Genomic DNA, 17,261 nt, shown 5'->3' with positions numbered 1-17,261 from the left:
AGGTCCGATAAAGCTTGCTTTCGGCCTGCGCATTTACGGGCTTGATTTACGGACTTGCAAGTTGTTCGACGTCTTCCCTGGGATGCGCACCACTTTCGCTTGACGGCGGAGCGCGCTTGTAATATTAAAACGCGAATTCGATCGTATCGACGGCACTCTTTGCGCCTGCCGCCGGTTTATGACATTCAATCCGGCTTAGCTCAAGTTGTGGATTTTCCGCAATTTGAGAAAGTACCCACAGGTAATCCTCGGTTAAGGTGCGGATCATCGTTTCTTTGAACAGTTTGGTGGCGTAGAAAAAGCCCCCGCTCAGCGCCCCTTCGTTTTCATACATAAACAACGTCAGATCAAACTTCGCTTCTTCCAGTTGGTCAAGCTCGTAATTCTTCAGGCTGACCCCTTCCAGTTCGGCGTCTCGTTCTTCGATATTTTGCAAGTCGAAAACGGCATCAAACAGTGGGAAGCGGCCAGGCTCCCGCTTAACATTCAAACGCTCCACGAGCTCCTCGAATGGATAATCCTGATTCTCAAAAGCTCCCAACGCCGTTTCCTTCACTTCATCAAGGTAGGACAGGAAAGTTTTTTCGCCTGACGGACGATTGCGGAGCGCCAGTGTATTAACAAACATGCCGATGACCGGCTCCAAATCGGCGTTAGTTCTTCCCGCCACCGGGGTGCCCACGATTAAGTCTTCCTGCCCGCTGTACTTGGACAGCATCACGGTATATGCCGCAAGCAGTACCATGTACAGCGTGCTTTCACGCTCGGCCGCCAATTCACGCAGTCGCGCAGAGAGAGAAGCATCGACATCGAACTCCAGATGCGCACCTTCGTAGTTGCGAACTGTAGAACGTTCGTAGTCCATCGGCAGATCCCCCGTCGGCAGCTCGCCTTCAAAGGTTTGCAGCCAGTACGCTTCCTGCCTTCCGATCCGCTCTCGGTGGTCCTCCGACTGCTGCCAAACGGCATAATCCTTATATTGAATGCGTAGTGGCGGCAGTTCTTCCCCGGCGTAGAAACTCGAGAACTCATCCATCACAATCGCCATCGATACGCCGTCCGACACAATATGGTGCATATCGAAAAGGAGAATATACCGGTTCGGCTCCAGTTCGACGACTCCGGCGCGCAGCAGCGGCGGCTTGCCGAGATCAAACGGACGAACGAAGTTGCGGACGATCTGCTCAACTTGAGCTGCATCCTCTGTATCCGCTTGATGATGCTCAATAGCAAAATCGACCTGCGGGTAAATCCGCTGAACCGCTTCGCCCTTCACCATTTCAAAACCGGTGCGCAGCGATTCATGCCGTGTTATCAGTTTCCGCAATGCGGCTTCCAACCGGTCTAAATCAAACTTGCCTTCCACCTGCACCAGTTCCGGCATGTTGTAAAGTTGATCCGCTCCATCCAGCGTGTGCTGAATAAACAGCCGTTTCTGCGCGGAGGACAGAGGGTAGTACTCTCTCTCTTCCGCTTGAGGAATGGCCTCATGCTCCCGCCGTTCCATCCGGGCAATCGCATCGGCCATCGCCGCAATCGTGGAGTGACGGAATACGTCGCGCAGCGGGAGGTTGACGTTTAGTTCCTTAAATACCTTGCCCGCTAGTGTCGTCGCTCGCAGGGAGTGGCCGCCGATGTCGAAGAAGTTGTCGTAAACGCCAATCTCCTTCACAAGTCCCAGCACCTCCTGCCAAATCACCGCCAGCTTCATTTCCAGCTCATTGCGCGGTGCGACATACTCCGTTCCACTTCCCGCTTCCCCTTCCGGCGCTGGCAGCGCCTTCCGGTCCATCTTTCCGTTCGGCGTCAGAGGCAAGCGCTCCAGCTCCACGAAGTACGACGGGATCATGTAACCCGGCAGATCCTGTGCCAGCGCACTGCGCAGATCGTTCACCAACAGCTCCGCACTGGTATCCGGTGTGTAATACGCACACAGCGCCTTCTGACCGTTCGCATCACTTCGAACCAGCACTACCGCTTCACGCACGCCTTCCACCCGCAGCAGCTGCGACTCAATCTCACCCGTCTCGATCCGGTAACCCCGGATTTTTGCCTGGTTGTCGATCCGGCCAATGAAGTCCACGTTGCCGTCTTCCATCCACCGCGCCAAATCTCCCGTGCGATACATCCGCTCACCAGCGGTGAAAGGACTGTCTACAAACTTCTCTTCCGTCAGCTCTGGACGGTTCAAGTACCCGCGCGCCACGCCGACTCCGCCGATAACCAGTTCGCCCAGCACGCCGACTGGCACAGGGTTCAGATGTGCATCCACGATGTAGAATTTCGCATTCAGCCACGCTTTGCCAATCGGCACATGACCTGTCTGCGGCAGTTTCGCCAACAACTCGTCATAAAAGCTGGAGTCGATTGCTGCTTCCGTCACGCCGTAGGCGTTAATGATGCGGAACAACGAGCCGAAACGTTCCTGCAAGGTCCGGTAATCCGCCACGCTGCAACTATCCGAGCTTGTGATCAACAGCTCCATCCCGCTTATATCCAGCCCCTGTTCGTGCACATATTCCATAAACGGTACGATCAGTGCCGGCGTCGATTCAAAGATGGTGATCCGCTCCCGCTCCATCCAGTGGTGCAGACGAGACGGATCAATCCGGTCTTCCTTAGGCACAATCACCATCGTGCCTCCGTTATACAGCGTCCGCGCGATATCACCCACGAACACGTCAAACGAGAAGCTAGCGAGTTGCAACAGCCTTACCGGGAACTGATCCAATCGGTATTCCCGTCGGTAACCCGCTGCCGTGTTCACCAGACTACGATGCTCGATCATTACACCCTTCGGCTTACCCGTCGTACCTGACGTGTAGATCACGTAGGCCAAATCCTCTGGACGAGCTTCATGGAAGCTGTCCAAGCCAGCAACCTTCAGATGACTCGGATCATCGCTGTTCACAGCACCCGTCAGCTCGCCGGAGACTCGATCGGAAGCACTGTTGGAGCCTTGTCCGAAGTCCATTGGTGCATTCGCTCGGTCTTCGCTGTATGACGTTTCGTCATCGAGATACAATACCGCCGCCAGTGCCAGTTCCTCTTCGACGAGCCAGGCTTCGGCACGCTCTCTCAGCGGCGTTTGTGTCAGCAGTACCTTCGCTCCGCTGTCTTCGAGCATAAACCGCACCCGGTCTACTGGATATTCCGGGTCGAGCGGTACATAGGCCCCGCCCGCTTTCCATACGGCCAGTACAGCCACCAGCAAGTCCACCGAACGCTCGGCGAGAATGCCAACGATTGACTCCCGGCCGATGCCGCTTGTGCGCAGCGTAGCCGCCAAGCGGTTCGCTCGCTCGTTCAGCTCCACATACGTTAGGCGGTTATTCTCGTACACGACAGCTTCCGCTTCCGGTGTGCGTTCCGCCTGTTCCTCGAACAGCTGGTGGAACGCCGCCACAGGAGCCGGTTCTAGCTGCGCTGGATTAAACGCACCGAGAACTTGTTCTTTTTCCTCTGCCGTCAGCAAGTTCAGCTCGGCAATCTTCGCATCTGGACGGTTTACAATTGTCACGAGCAGCTGCTCATAATGTTTTGCCAGCCGTTCAATCGTCTCCCTTTTGTAAAGAGCCGTCGCATATTCAAAGCTGTAATCCAACCCGCCGTTTTCCTCGCCCACATCCAAGCTGATATCAAACTTCGCAGTATCCAGTACGCTCGGGTAAGGAATCAGGCGAAGCCCTTCCAGCTCAAGTTGCTCGTTCTCCGTATTTTGCATCGTAAACATCGTATCGAAGAGCGGATTACGGCTTAAATCACGGGTGACTTGCACCTTGTCAACCAATTGTTCAAACGGATAGTTTTGATGCTCAAAGGCGTGCAGAGTTGTTTCTTTGACTTCGTTCAGATATGACAGGAATGTTCTCTCCGAAGACGGATAACTGCGAATCGCCAACGTGTTTAGGAAAATCCCGATTAACGGCTGCACATCTCCATGATTCCTTCCGGCAATCGGCGTACCAACGATCACGTCTTCCTGACCTGAATATTTGTGCAAAAGTACGTTATACGCCGCAAGTAGCACCATAAACAGCGTCGTGCCCGTTTCCGAAGCCAGCTGTTTCAGGCCGTCGGTTTTTGAAGCGTCAAAGAAAAACTCCAGCGTTTGACCCTCATAGCTCTGTACAGCCGGACGTGGATAGTCAGTCGGCATTTCCAGCACTGGAAGCTCGCCCTGGAACATGTCCAGCCAATACGCCCCCTGATGCTGAAGCCGTTCCTGCTGCTCCTGGGAATGCTGCCAAACGGTGTAGTCTTTGTACTGAATGCGCAGCGGCTCCAATGGCTCTCCACCATACAAGCGCACGAATTCTTCAACAAAGATTTCCATCGAAACGCCGTCAGAAATAATATGATGCATGTCGTACATCAAAATATGGCGTCCCGGAGCCAGCTCAACAAGGCCTACCCTCAACAGCGGTGGCTTAGCCAAGTCAAACGGACGGACGAAACCGTGAACCACCGCTTCGACCTCTTGCTCATCCGCTTGATAGAACTCCACCGCAAAATTCACGTCCTGGTAAACCCGCTGTGATGCTTCTCCATCCATCATTTCAAACCCTGTGCGCAACATTTCATGCCGCGCCACGAGCTTACGGAACGTTTCTTCAAACCTCGCCCGGTCCAAAGCACCCTTCAGCAGCATCGCTTCCGGCATGTTGTAGCTAAGCTCCGCACCTTCCAGCTGGTTCAGGATAAAGAGACGTTTTTGAGCAAAAGATTGCGGGTATACCTCTCGGTCATCCGCCACCGGAATAGCAACGAATGTCTGCTCATCCAGCCGGTAAATGACGGCCGCCATGCTCTCGATCGTGGAATGGCGGAACACGTCGCGCAGCGGCAAATCCACGTTCAACTCTTTATGAATCTTGCTGACCAACGTTGTCGCCCGCAGGGAATGGCCGCCGATGTCGAAGAAGTTATCGTGAACACCAATCTCCTTCGCAAGCCCCAGCACTTCCTGCCAAATCACCGCCAGCTTCATTTCCAGCTCATTCCGCGGTGCGACATACTCCGTTCCACTTCCCGCTTCTCCTTCCGGCGCTGGCAGCGCCTTCCGGTCTATTTTCCCGTTCGGTGTCAGAGGCAGACTCTCCAGCTCCACGAAGTACGACGGAATCATGTAACCCGGCAGCTCCTGCGCCAGCGCACTGCGCAGATCGTTCACTAACAGCTCCGCATCGGTATCTGGTGTGTAATACGCACACAGCGCCTTCTGCCCGTTCGCATCACTTCGAACCAGCACCACCGCTTCGCGCACATCTTCCACCCGCAACAGCTGCGACTCGATCTCACCTGTCTCGATCCGGTAACCCCGGATTTTTGCCTGGTTATCTATCCGCCCGATGAAGTCCACGTTGCCGTCCTCCATCCACCGCGCCAAGTCTCCCGTGCGGTACAGCCGTTCGCCCGCGACAAACGGGCTGTCTACAAACTTCTCTTCCGTCAGCTCTGGACGGTTCAAGTACCCACGTGCTACACCAACGCCGCCGATGACCAGCTCGCCCAGCACCCCGACCGGCACCGGGTTCAGGTACGCATCCACGATGTAGAACTTCGCATTCAACCACGCTTTGCCAATCGGCACATGGCCTGTCTGCGGCAGCTTCACCAACTCCTCGTCATAGAAACTAGAGTCGATCGCTGCTTCCGTCACGCCGTAGGCGTTGATGATGCGGAACAACGAGGCGAAGCGTTCCTGCAAGGTGCGGTAATCCGCCACACTGCAACTATCCGAGCTTGTGATCAATAGCTCCATACCGCTTAATTCCCCCCCCTGCTCATGCACGTACTCCATAAACGGCACGATCAGCGCTGGTGTTGATTCAAAAATTGTCACTTGCTCCCGCTCTATCCAGTGGTGCAGGCGAGACGGATCAATCCGATCGTCCTTCGGTACAATGACCATGTTGCCTCCGTTATACAACGTGCGTGCGATATCACCCACGAACACGTCAAACGAGAAGCTGGCGAGCTGCAACAGCCTTACCGGGAACTGATCCAACCGGTATTCCCGTCGGTAACCCGCTGCCGTGTTCACCAGGCTACGATGCTCGATCATCACACCCTTAGGCTTGCCCGTCGTTCCCGATGTGTAGATGACATACGCCAAATCCTCAGGACGGGCTTCATGGAAGCTGTCCATACCGACAACATCAGCATCAGTTGGATGACTTTCGCCACCACCGTTCACAGCCCCCGTCAGTTTGCCGGAGACTTTACCGGAAACCAGGCTGGAGCTAAGCGTTGCATTCTCCCGGTCTTCGCTGTACGACGTTTCTTCGTCGAGATACAGCACCGTCGCCAGTGCCAGTTCCTCTTCGCCGAGCCAGGCTTCAGCACGCTCTCGCAGCGGCGTTTGTGTCAGCAGCACCTTCGCTCCGCTGTCTTCCAGCATGAACCGCACGCGGTCTGCCGGATAATCAGGATCGAGCGGTACATACGCCCCTCCCGCTTTCCAGACGGCCAGCACGGCCACCAGCAGGTCCACCGAACGCTCGGCGAGAATGCCAACAATCTCCTCACGGCCGCTTCCACTTGCGCGCAGCGTTGCCGACAGGCGGTTCGCCCGCTCATTCAGCTCCGTGTAGGTCAGCCGATCGTTTTCGTACACGACAGCTTCAGCTTCCGGAGTGCTCTCCGCCTGTTTCTCAAACAGCCGGTGGAACGTAGCCGCAGGAGCCGCTTCTAGCTGCGCTGGATTAAACGCACTGAGAACTTGTTCTTCTTCCTCTGCCGTCAGCAAGTCCAGCTCGGCAATCTTCGCATCTGGACGGCTTACGATCGCCGCAAGCAAATGTCCAAAATGAATCGACAGCCGCCGGATCGTGCTTTCTTTATAAAGAGCCGTTGCGAATTCAAAGTTGCACTCCAGCCCGCCATTTTCTTCCGTAACATCCATACTCAGGTCGAACTTGGCCATACCATATTCGCTAGGGTACGGGGACAATTTCAGCCCTTCCAGCTCAAACTCTGACTCCTCCAGGTTTTGCAGGGAGAACATCGTGTCAAACAGCGGGTTGCGGCTCAAATCCCGGCTAACCTGCACTTTATCGACGAGTTCTTCGAACGGATAATTCTGATGCTCGTAAGCGCCTAAGGTCGTTTCTTTCACTTCTTCCAAATACGACAAGAAGGTCTTCTCCGAAGCCGGATAATTGCGGATCGCCAGCGTGTTGACGAACATTCCAATCAAAGGCTGCATGTCGCCGTGCGTTCTGCCCGCAATTGACGTGCCAACGATCAAATCATCCTGACCTGTGTATTTATGCAAAAGCACGGTATATGCGGCAAGCAGCACCATATATAGCGTCGCTCCTCTTTGAGCGGCCAGCTGCTTCAAGCCTTCGTTCGTTGCCTCATCCACGAAGGACGTCAGCGTATGTCCCTCATAGCTCTGTACAGCAGGACGCGGATAGTCCGTTGGCATTTCCAGAACCGGCAGCTCGCCCTGGTAACGGTCCAGCCAGTAAGCTTCCTCACGTTTCAATTGCACTTTTTGCTCGTCCGATTGCTGCCATACCGCATAGTCCTTGTACTGAATGTGCAAAGGCTCTAATGACTCACCGCCATACAGACGAACGAGTTCCTCAACGAACACGTCCATCGAAACCCCGTCGGAGATGATATGATGCATGTCAAACATCAGTAAATAACGATCGGCTGCCAGTTCTACGAGCTCGGCACGCAGCAACGGTGGCTTCGCCAAGTCGAAAGGTCGGATAAAAGCCTGCACGACTGCAGACGCTTCTTCCTCGTTCGCATGACGGCACTCGACGGCAAAATCAACGCTTTCGTAAATACGCTGTACCGCTTCGCCTTGCACGACCTCAAATCCGGTTCGCAACGTTTCATGACGTTTGATCAATCCGCGGAAAGCTTTCTCCAGCAGGCTATGGTCAATCGATCCTTCGAGCAACAGCACTCCCGGCATGTTATAGCTCTGATCGGCTCCTTCCAGCTGATTCAGGATAAACAGCCGCTTCTGAGCTGAGGAAAGTGGATAATACGCTCTTTCGTCTGCCAGTGGAATCGACGAGAACAACTGCTCTTCAATCCGGGAGAGGGCGAGAGCCATCTCTTCGATCGTTGAGTAACGGAATACGTCGCGCAGAGGCAGCTCGACGTTCAACTCCTGATGCACCTTACTCACCAGTGTCGTTGCCCGCAGGGAATGGCCGCCCAAGTCAAAGAAGTTGTCATGAACTCCGATGTGTTCCAATCCGAGCACGCTTTTCCATATTTCAGCCAAGCTCACTTCCAACGGAGTCCGAGGCGGAGTACGTCCTTCGCCCGGCTGCAAGCTATCCTCAGGTGCCGGGAGGGAGCGGCGGTCAACTTTGCCGTTCGTTGTCAGCGGGAGCCGCTCCAACTGGATCAGGTAAGCCGGGATCATATAGGCAGGAAGTTCCTGGGAAAGCACGCTCTTCAGCTCGGCCGCCGGAAGATCACGATCCGCTTCATAATAGGCGCAAAGCTGCTTCTCTCCGGAGGTGTTTTCCCGCGCGAATACCGTCGTTTTCCGAATTCCCTCCACTTTCTGAAGCTGAGCTTCGATCTCGCCCAGCTCAATACGGAAGCCGCGGACTTTCACTTGATCATCCGTCCGCCCCACGTATTCAATCGTGCCGTCCGTTAGCCATTTTGCCAAATCCCCTGTCCGGTACATGCGCTCTCCCGGCACAAACGGATGGTCCACAAATTTCTCCGCCGTCAGCTCCGGCCGGTTATTGTAGCCCCCTACCAAGCCTTCTCCGCCGACGCAAAGCTCCCCGGCCACGCCGATCGGCAGAAGTTTATTCTGGCTGTCGACGATATACACCGTCGTATTGCTGATCGGCCGTCCGATGGGTACGGTAACCGCCGACTCATCGACAAAGTCGACTGGAAGGTACGTGGTATAAACCGTGCTTTCCGATGGGCCGTACAGGTGGTTGAGCCTGCCCGGTCCGATATGAGCGAGCGCTTTACGCACATGGCCGACCGACACGCGCTCTCCTCCGAACAAAATCGCCCGGACATCCCGCAGGCAGTCGACGTTCACATCCACAAGGACGTTGAAGAAAGCCGTCGTAATCAGCATGACCGAAATTCCCTCGCGCTGGATGAGATCCGCCAGCTGGCCGATCTCCAGCAAAGTCTCGTGGGGAACCAGCACCAGCCGTGCCCCGTTGGTCAAAGCGCCGAAAATATCAAAAATCGCTCCGTCGAACGAATAGCTCGAAAGCTGGAGGACATGGTCCCGCTCAGTGATGTCGATATAATTCGTATTTCGCACGATCCGCACGATATTGCGGTGCGAAACAAGGTTGCCTTTTGGCTTGCCCGTCGTGCCTGACGTATAGATGATGCAAGCCAGATCTGTCGCTTCGTTGCCCGGATTTAGATTTGTGCGGTCCTCGTGATAGAAGGACTCGTTATCCAGGAAAATCACGGAGTCCGAACCCGCCAGACGCTCGCGCAATCGGCTTTGCGTCAGCATGACCTGCGCACCCGAATCCTCGATCAAGAAACGGATACGCTCCTCGGGATATTCCGGGTCAATCGGTACGTAAGCCGAACCAGCTTTGTGTGCCGCCAGCATACCCACCACCATTTCGATGGAACGCTCAGCCATAATAGCTACCAGACGGTCTTTGGATATCCCGTGGCTACGCAAGGTATGAGCAAGACGGTTAACGCGTTCGTTCAGCTCGCGGTAGGTCAGCTCTTGCCCATTCAAGGAGATGGCAACTGCATCCGGGATGCGCGCCGCCTGCTCTTCGAACAATTGAATAAGCGTTTTCCCGCGTGGAAATTCCGTGGTGGTGTCGTTAAAACGTCCGAGAAGGTCAGCCTTTTCCTCCTCCGTCACAAGTTCCAGCTCGCCCACGGTAATTTCCGGGTTATCCGCCACCTGCTCCAGCAAATGAACGAGATGCCCCTTGAGCCGCTCAATACTATCTTTATCAAACACTTCGGCGTTAAAGTCGAACCGAATTTCAATCTCGTCTCCCGGCACGACGGTGACGTTGAAGTTATAGTTTGTCTGCTCCTCCATCTGAACATCAGCAATCGTCAGGTCGCCGTGCTGCTGGTCCCCCGCCTGCTCCATCTGCTCGTCCACCGGATAGTTCTCAAAAGCGATGATATGGTTGATCAGGTTCTGCTTTTGCACGCTGCGGGCCTGAATTTCATACAGCGGATAGTAATCATAACGCCCGGACTCCAGCGCCCGCTCTTGAAGCTTCGCCATCAGGTCGGCGAACACGGTGTCCGCTTCGCTCGTGACCCGGACCGGCACCGTATTGATGAACAACCCGATCATGGACTCAATGCCTGGGATTTCCACCGGTCTTCCGGCCACGACGCTGCCAAATACGGCATCGTTTGTTCCATTATATTTTTGCAGCATCACGCCCCAGATAGCTTGCAACAGTGTATTGACCGTAACCAGGCGCTGTTTCGCCACCCGGTCCATCCGCTCGCTCAAGTCCTTGCCCAGCTCGGCGGTGACGTGATCAGCCGTAAATCTGCCGTTGGGCGCCAGTTCCTTTTGTCCCGGGAGTATGGTTTGCCCTTCATAACCTGCCAGAAATCCCATCCAATAGGCTGATGCCGCCTGATCGTCCTGTTTCTCCAACCATTCGATATAGGCCCCATAATCCGATCCCTTATCTCCCGCTGACTGCTCGCCGGATGTCAAGGCCGAGTATGCCTCAAACAGCTCCTGTGTCAGCTGAGCCAGGCACCAGCCATCCATCAAAATATGTTGGAAACTCCACAGTACATGATAGCTTTGCTCTTCGGTGCGCAGGATCGTGAACCGAACGAGCGCGTCATGTTCCATGTCGAAGCCGCGAAGCTTGTCCTCCTCGGCCTTTTTATCCAAGTAAGCTTGTTTCTCGTCCACCTGCAAATGAAGCAGCTCTTCATATTCAAAACCCACCGGCTTGTCGCGGTATATGATTTGCAACGGCTCGCCCGCCGGTCCTTTCACAAAATTCGCCCGCAGCACCAGATGACGTTTCGCAAGCTCCATCCAACTCCTCTCAAAAAGCTGGACGTCGAGCGCTCCCCGCATCGTAAACCGCGTCTGCTCAAAGTAAGCTGACGTTTGCCGGTCAAGCGCGCTGTGGAACCACATTCCCTTCTGCATCGGCGTAAGTGAGTAAATATTTTCGATTTCCGAGAGATGGCCCGAGCGCTGGGCGATATGCTCCAATTCTGCAATGGTCAAGCCTTTAAATTGAACGTCGCTCGGCGTCAATTCAGTGTTTTCTTTGCCTGCACAGTGGATAATGAGGTCTCGGAGACTGTGCTCAAGTTGCTGAGCGAAGGCTTCCATCGTTTCCTTGCGATACTGTTTCTGGCTGTAGCTGAGATCGAGCGATAAAGCGCCGTCCAGCACCATACCGTTGATATCCAGCACAAAGCTGCGGGCCTGCCGGTCGCTAGCCGGGCTGCCGCTGGAATAAGAAGATATGCCGATCTCGTCTTGGTTGACATCATCGTCGAACTGACCGAGGTAGTTAAAATTAATTTCTGGCTCTGCGCCCCAAACCAATCCATCCTCCGATTTCGAGAGATAGCGACATATACCGTACCCAAGCCCCTTGTTCGGAATGCGACGCAAGTTTTCCTTGACCTGTTTAATCTGATATGCCAAATCTCGGTCGGTTTCCGGCTCCAGTACGACCGGAAACTTGGTCGTAAACCAGCCAACTGTACGCGTGATGTCGATATCCGTTCCGATCGATTCACGTCCGTGTCCTTCGAGATTGATCCGCACCCGTTCGTGCCCCGTCCATTTGTGTAAGGCTATTCCGAGCGCCGTTACCAAAATATCATTCATTTCGGTGTTGTAGGCACGGTGAACCCGCTTCAGTAGCAGCTCCGTTTCTTCAGGAGTCAAACGGACAAACAGCGATTCGCTGTCATACTGCGTCGTAACGTCCGCCTCCATATCCTTCGGCACGGCCAGAACCTCCATTTGTTCCACGGCCTGCCAATAGGCCCGTTCCTTCGCTATCTCCGGACTTTGCGCGTAAGCAGCCAGCTGCTCGGACCAAGTGCGGTACGCATCTGTTTTCGCCGGGAAACGAATTTCCTCGCTTTTTCCAGTCTGCTCGTAACCTAGAGCGAAATCCTCCATCAAAATGCGCCAAGACACTCCGTCTACCACAGCATGATGAACCGCGAGCAGCAAATGATCTCCGTCCTCGCACTGGAACAGTCCCGCCTTCATGAGGGGCCCGTTCTCCAGATCGATGCCTGCTTGAATGCCCGTTGCCTTCGCTTCCACAACCTGCGTGGGATTCTCCGCATCCTTAAAGTCGAACACGTCCAGCGTGAACAGCCCACCATTCTGAATCGCTCGGGTTAACGCACTAAACCCTTGTTCCGTCTTGCAGAACACCATGCGCAAGGCATCATGATGCTCGGCCAGCTTTTGCAGCACCTGATACACTGTCTCTTCGTTGAAGCGTTCCTTCCGATAAAACATCACCGACTGGTTGAAATGATGCGGGTCCGCAAAGGAACTCTCGAAAAACCAATGCTGAATCGGTGTCAAAGCCGTTTCACCCGTTATTTCGCCTTGATCGATGGTACGTCTGATCGGTTTAACATGCAGGCTGAGCTGTGAAATCGTCGGATATTTGAATAAATCCCGGATTTCCAGCTTGTACCCGGCTTGATGAAGCCGCGAAGATACTTGAATGGACTTGATCGAGTCTCCGCCCAGCTCAAAGAAATGATCCGTTACCCCAACACGATCGGCGTTCAATACCGCCTGCCACACATCAGCAAGCGTTCGCTCAGTTTCATTGCGGGGAGCTACGTACGCGCCACCGGTCAGTGCGTTGCCTTCCGGGGCAGGCAAAGCCTTACGATCGATTTTGTCGTTCGGCGTGAGAGGCATCCGCGGTAGCTGAACAAAATGCGCCGGAATCATGTAATTCGGCAATTTTTGCGCCAGCGCGCTTCTCAGCTCGCCGAGCGTAAGAGGGAGGCTCGCGACCAGGTAAGCGCACAGTTCTTGCCCACTTTTGCCTTCCCGCGCGATCACAATCGTCTCCTGCACCGAGTCGATCTTCAGAAGTTGCTCTTCAATCTCACCGACCTCGATTCGGAATCCACGGATTTTCACCTGATGGTCGATCCGGCCCAAGTACTCCATATTACCGTCCGGCAGCCAGCGGGCGAGATCTCCTGTCCGGTATAGGCGTTCTCCCGGCGCAAACGGATGTTCCACGAACTTCTCTGCCGTCAGCTCCGGTTGGTTCAGGTAACCTCTCGCAAGCCCCACGCCTGCCACGCACAGCTCGCCGTCCACTCCCGGAGGCACAAGTTGCAGGTGGGCATCCAAAATAAAAATCTGATGATTAGCCAGCGGGCGCCCAATCGGAATGACTCTGCGCTCCGGCTGCTGCTCATCCGCATCCCAAAGCGTCGTAACAATCGAAGCCTCGGTAGGGCCGTAAGCATTGAAATAGTGAACCTTCGCTTTCCACTGCTGCACGAATTCGGCTGATACCGCCGAACCTCCCGTTACAAGCTTTGTTAAGCTGGGAAGACGATCTGGGTTCAAATGAGCGCTGTACGTCGGAGGCAAAATCGCCGCCGTAATCGCATGCTCGTTCATATAACTCTCGAACAGACGAGTGTCGAGAATTGTCTCTGCCGTCGGGATGTACAAAGCCGCGCCAAAATAGAGTGCTTTGAAAACTTCCCAGCAGGATGCGTCGAAGGACAAGCTCGCAAATTGAACGATCCGGTCTTGCTCCGTGATGCCCAGCCTGTCTGCGAACATCAGCTTCAAGCTGACCAAACCACGATGCTCCAGCATGACCCCTTTGGGTTTGCCCGTTGTACCTGATGTATAAATGACATAAGCAAGATCGTTTGGACCGCTGGCCGCCTCCAGGTTGGAACCATCGTCGCTATAGAATTGCTTGTCATCTAGTGCCAATACGGTCCCTTCGAACGGGACTTGCTGTAACAGCTCTCTTTGAGTCAGCAGCAGCTGCGCGTTTGAGTTCTCAAGAATGTAGCGGATACGTTCTTCCGGGTACTCCGGGTCGATCGGCACGTAGGCACCACCAGCTTTCAGAACCGCCAGAATTCCAATGACCGTCTCCAGCGATCTCCTGACCATCAAGCCTACCAACTGATTAGGCAGCACGCCGACCGATCGTAGCGTACGCGCCAGCTGGTTCGCCCGTTCGTTCAACTCTGCGTATGAAAGACGCTGCCCCTCAAAGACTACCGCCGTCGCCTCGGGCACACGCTTCGCTTGCTCCTCCACAAGCTGATGAATCGTCCGATCACGAGGATAGTCCTTCTCGGTATCGTTAAAGCTTTGCAGTAATTTAAATTTTTCGTCCTCCGACAGCATGTCCGCTCGCACGATGTCCAGCTCCAACTCATGAAGCCCCACGGACAGCAGGCGATTCAGATGGCCAACGACCCGATTCATGAACTCGGAGTCATATAAGTGCTCGTTATATGACAGCGCTAGCTGTATCGTCCCGCCGGTTAAACTGAATTCAAAGGAACAGTCCGTGACCACGTTTTGCCCAATTTCGTCCAGATGCAGCTCCTTAAGGGATACTAGCGTATGGACGAAGGGTATCCCTTCTGCATATTGCAGATCCAGCTTCTCCGTCATTTTCAAGAACGGAATATGTTGATGCTGAATGGCTTCCGGCAAGGAAGTCCTCAGTTCGCTCAGCAGCGTCTTAAAAGTTGCCCCCACCGAAAGCGAGTTTTTCAAAATGACCGTATGATTAACGGATCGACGCGTCTCCCCCTTTTTCGGCACAACCGGCATGCCGACCAGAATGTCTGAAGCTCCTGTATATTTATGCAAGAGTGCCTGAACACCAGCGAGCAAAATCATAAAAGCAGCCAGCGGAGCACCCTTGCTCATTTGAAGGACGCGCTGCGCCGCTTCCTCCGAAAGCGAACCGCCAACGGTTTTCACATTGGGCACCAGGGAGTTTGGAGCTTTGCTGTAAGGCAACCGCGTCAAGGTATAATCGTCACTACCGAATTTTTCGTTCCAAAACAACGTTTCTTTTTCAAAAGCCATCTGGATCGTTCCCCTCTCTTCATCGGTAAAAGCAATCCGGCGGAGCATATGCCAAAGCAACGCTCCAGCCTCGCTCATCTCCTTTTCAAACATCTGACAACAATATCAATGGCTTGCGCCATGTCACTGCTTGGATTGCCCAGTTGATCGCATGCGGCAATCCTCTGCCTAGCAGCTGTCCCCCTCGGCTCCCATGCGTAAAGGACAACAACAAGCATCGTTCTACGCAAGAGATGCGGCTGCTTCGGACTCCTCTGCTTCAATATGATTGCTGCGGACGAGCCACCCGAAGACGGGATTTGGTTTAACATGGGGTTCGGAACTGGATTTGGGGATAAACGACAAGGAATGTTCCTCCTGTCGATGTAAGGCTTGCCGCAGGGTTCCGGCCGTCCAGCAGGAAGTCGACCGTAATTCCTGATTTGGCACCCGACCTTTGACGAAGCCTATGTTTAAGGGGTGTTGATACACTCTATGTACGATTTGCTTATCCCCCACAGCCCTGGTGTGGATAAGTAAAGATTCGGCTGCGGGGTAGTGAGCTTTTCCTGACGATTAAATTTAACGAGGGTACTGCATGAGACTCAAGGAATGCTCCGTATGGCATGAACGGGACTGCCCTTGGATTGGCGGAGAATTCCATGCTGATTGACGTTACCGCAGCTAGCATGAGGAGAAAGTCTTCCACTTAGGTGAAAGCGCTACCTTAACATCAAGTCGGCACGCCCTCCGGAAGGCACTTTCGTGCCTTTTGCCGGGGGCGGCCATCCGCTTGGACAAGCTTAGGTCGTAACTAGCAAATCCTTGGTCTCCTGAGAGATCACCTGCTGCATACTGGACTTGATAATGTCGCAGCCGGCGGCCAGATGCTCCATCGAGACGGTCAGCGGAGGCATGATCTTCAGTACACAGTCTCCTCTACCGGCTCTTTCAATGATGAGCCCGTTCTCGAAGCTGATATCCGTCACCCGCTTCGCCCCGGCTTCATCCATGAACCCCGAGACGTCAATGCCCCAGATCAGGCCGAGTCCACGGATGGCAATGGACGGATGCAGAGGCTTGATTTCTTGATCAAGGAACGAGCGTACAAACTCTTCCTTCTGTTTCACCTGAGCTTCCAGTTCGGTTCTGTCCCGGTACTCGAGAGCAGCCTTCGCGGCCACAAAAGCCAGCTGGTTGCCGCGGAAGGTGCCGTTGTGCTCGCCCGGTGTCCAGATATCCAGTTCGGGCTTCAGCAGCAGGAGGGACATTGGCAGGCCGTATCCGCTGATCGACTTCGACAGGGTAATGAGATCCGGCTCAATCCCCGCTCGTTCGAAGGAGAAGAATTCGCCTGTCCGCCCGCATCCTACTTGAATTTCGTCTGTAATGAGCAGAATATCGTGCCTGCGGCAAAGCTGCTGCAGCTCGCGTAGCCACTGCACGTCGACAACGTGAATTCCGCCTTCGGCTTGTACCGTTTCAAGCAGGATCGCGGCCGGCTTGTCGATTCCGGAGTGCGAATCAGTCAGGATATTCTCGATATAGCCGAGCGTATCCATTTCTGCGAAAGCCCCGCTCGGGTGCGGCATGAACGTAACTCCGTCCAGAGGAAGCCCCGCCCCTTCTCTCATAGACTTGGAGCTTGTCGCCGACAGACTGCCGAGCGACATGCCGTGGAAGCCACCCATGAATGCGAATATTCCACTTCTCTTCTTCGCCTTGCGTGCGAGCTTCAGGGCCGCTTCCACCGCATTCGTCCCTGTTGGACCGCAGAATTGAAGCTTGTAATTCAGCTTCTTTGGCTCCAGGATCCGCTCAGAGAAGCTCTGGATGAATTCACGCTTGGCCATTGTATACATATCCAGACCGTGCATAATCCGGTCGGAGGTCAAGTAATCGAGAACCCGGTCTTTAATATAATCGTTGTTATGGCCGTAATTGAGTGCCCCGGCACCTGCAAAGAAATCAATATATGCTCTTCCGTCCTCAGAATATAAAAGGTCTCCCTTGGCCCGGTCGAATACCACCGGAAAGCTTCTGCAGTAAGATCTTACGTTGGATTCCAGCTTTTCAAAAATGCTCACTCACTTCATCCTCCATCGGAATTGGGATAAGGTTGGCCCCATCTTTCTGAACCTTCCTTTCTGAACCTTCTGACGTCATGGAGCAACATATTCTAGGCTGTCATTTTCCACAATTG

Annotated in this window: 3 protein-coding genes; all 3 read right to left on the bottom strand. The window is 54.2% G+C overall.

Annotated elements, in window-relative coordinates; all coding sequences use genetic code 11:
- Positions 1-124: 124 nt before the first annotated feature.
- Positions 125-15,172 carry an amino acid adenylation domain-containing protein gene (locus MHI14_RS03840; protein WP_341129901.1) on the bottom strand — a complete coding sequence of 5,016 codons (15,048 nt, stop codon included), beginning with the start codon at positions 15,170-15,172 and terminating at the stop codon, positions 125-127.
- A gap of 129 nt (positions 15,173-15,301) precedes the next feature.
- Positions 15,302-15,424, bottom strand: coding sequence for a hypothetical protein (locus MHI14_RS03835; RefSeq protein ID WP_256332438.1), 123 nt, complete (start codon positions 15,422-15,424; stop codon positions 15,302-15,304).
- Between the two features lie 437 nt (positions 15,425-15,861).
- Entirely contained in the window at positions 15,862-17,145 is a 1,284-nt protein-coding gene (gene ectB, locus MHI14_RS03830) for a diaminobutyrate--2-oxoglutarate transaminase (protein WP_133387214.1), read from the bottom strand.
- Positions 17,146-17,261: the final 116 nt, after the last annotated feature.

Origin of the sequence: Paenibacillus sp. FSL K6-2393, assembly GCF_038002545.1 — a bacterium.
GTDB lineage: Bacteria > Bacillota > Bacilli > Paenibacillales > Paenibacillaceae > Paenibacillus.
Note: the sequence above shows the minus strand (reverse complement) of the source record. Positions and strands in the feature narration are given on the sequence as shown.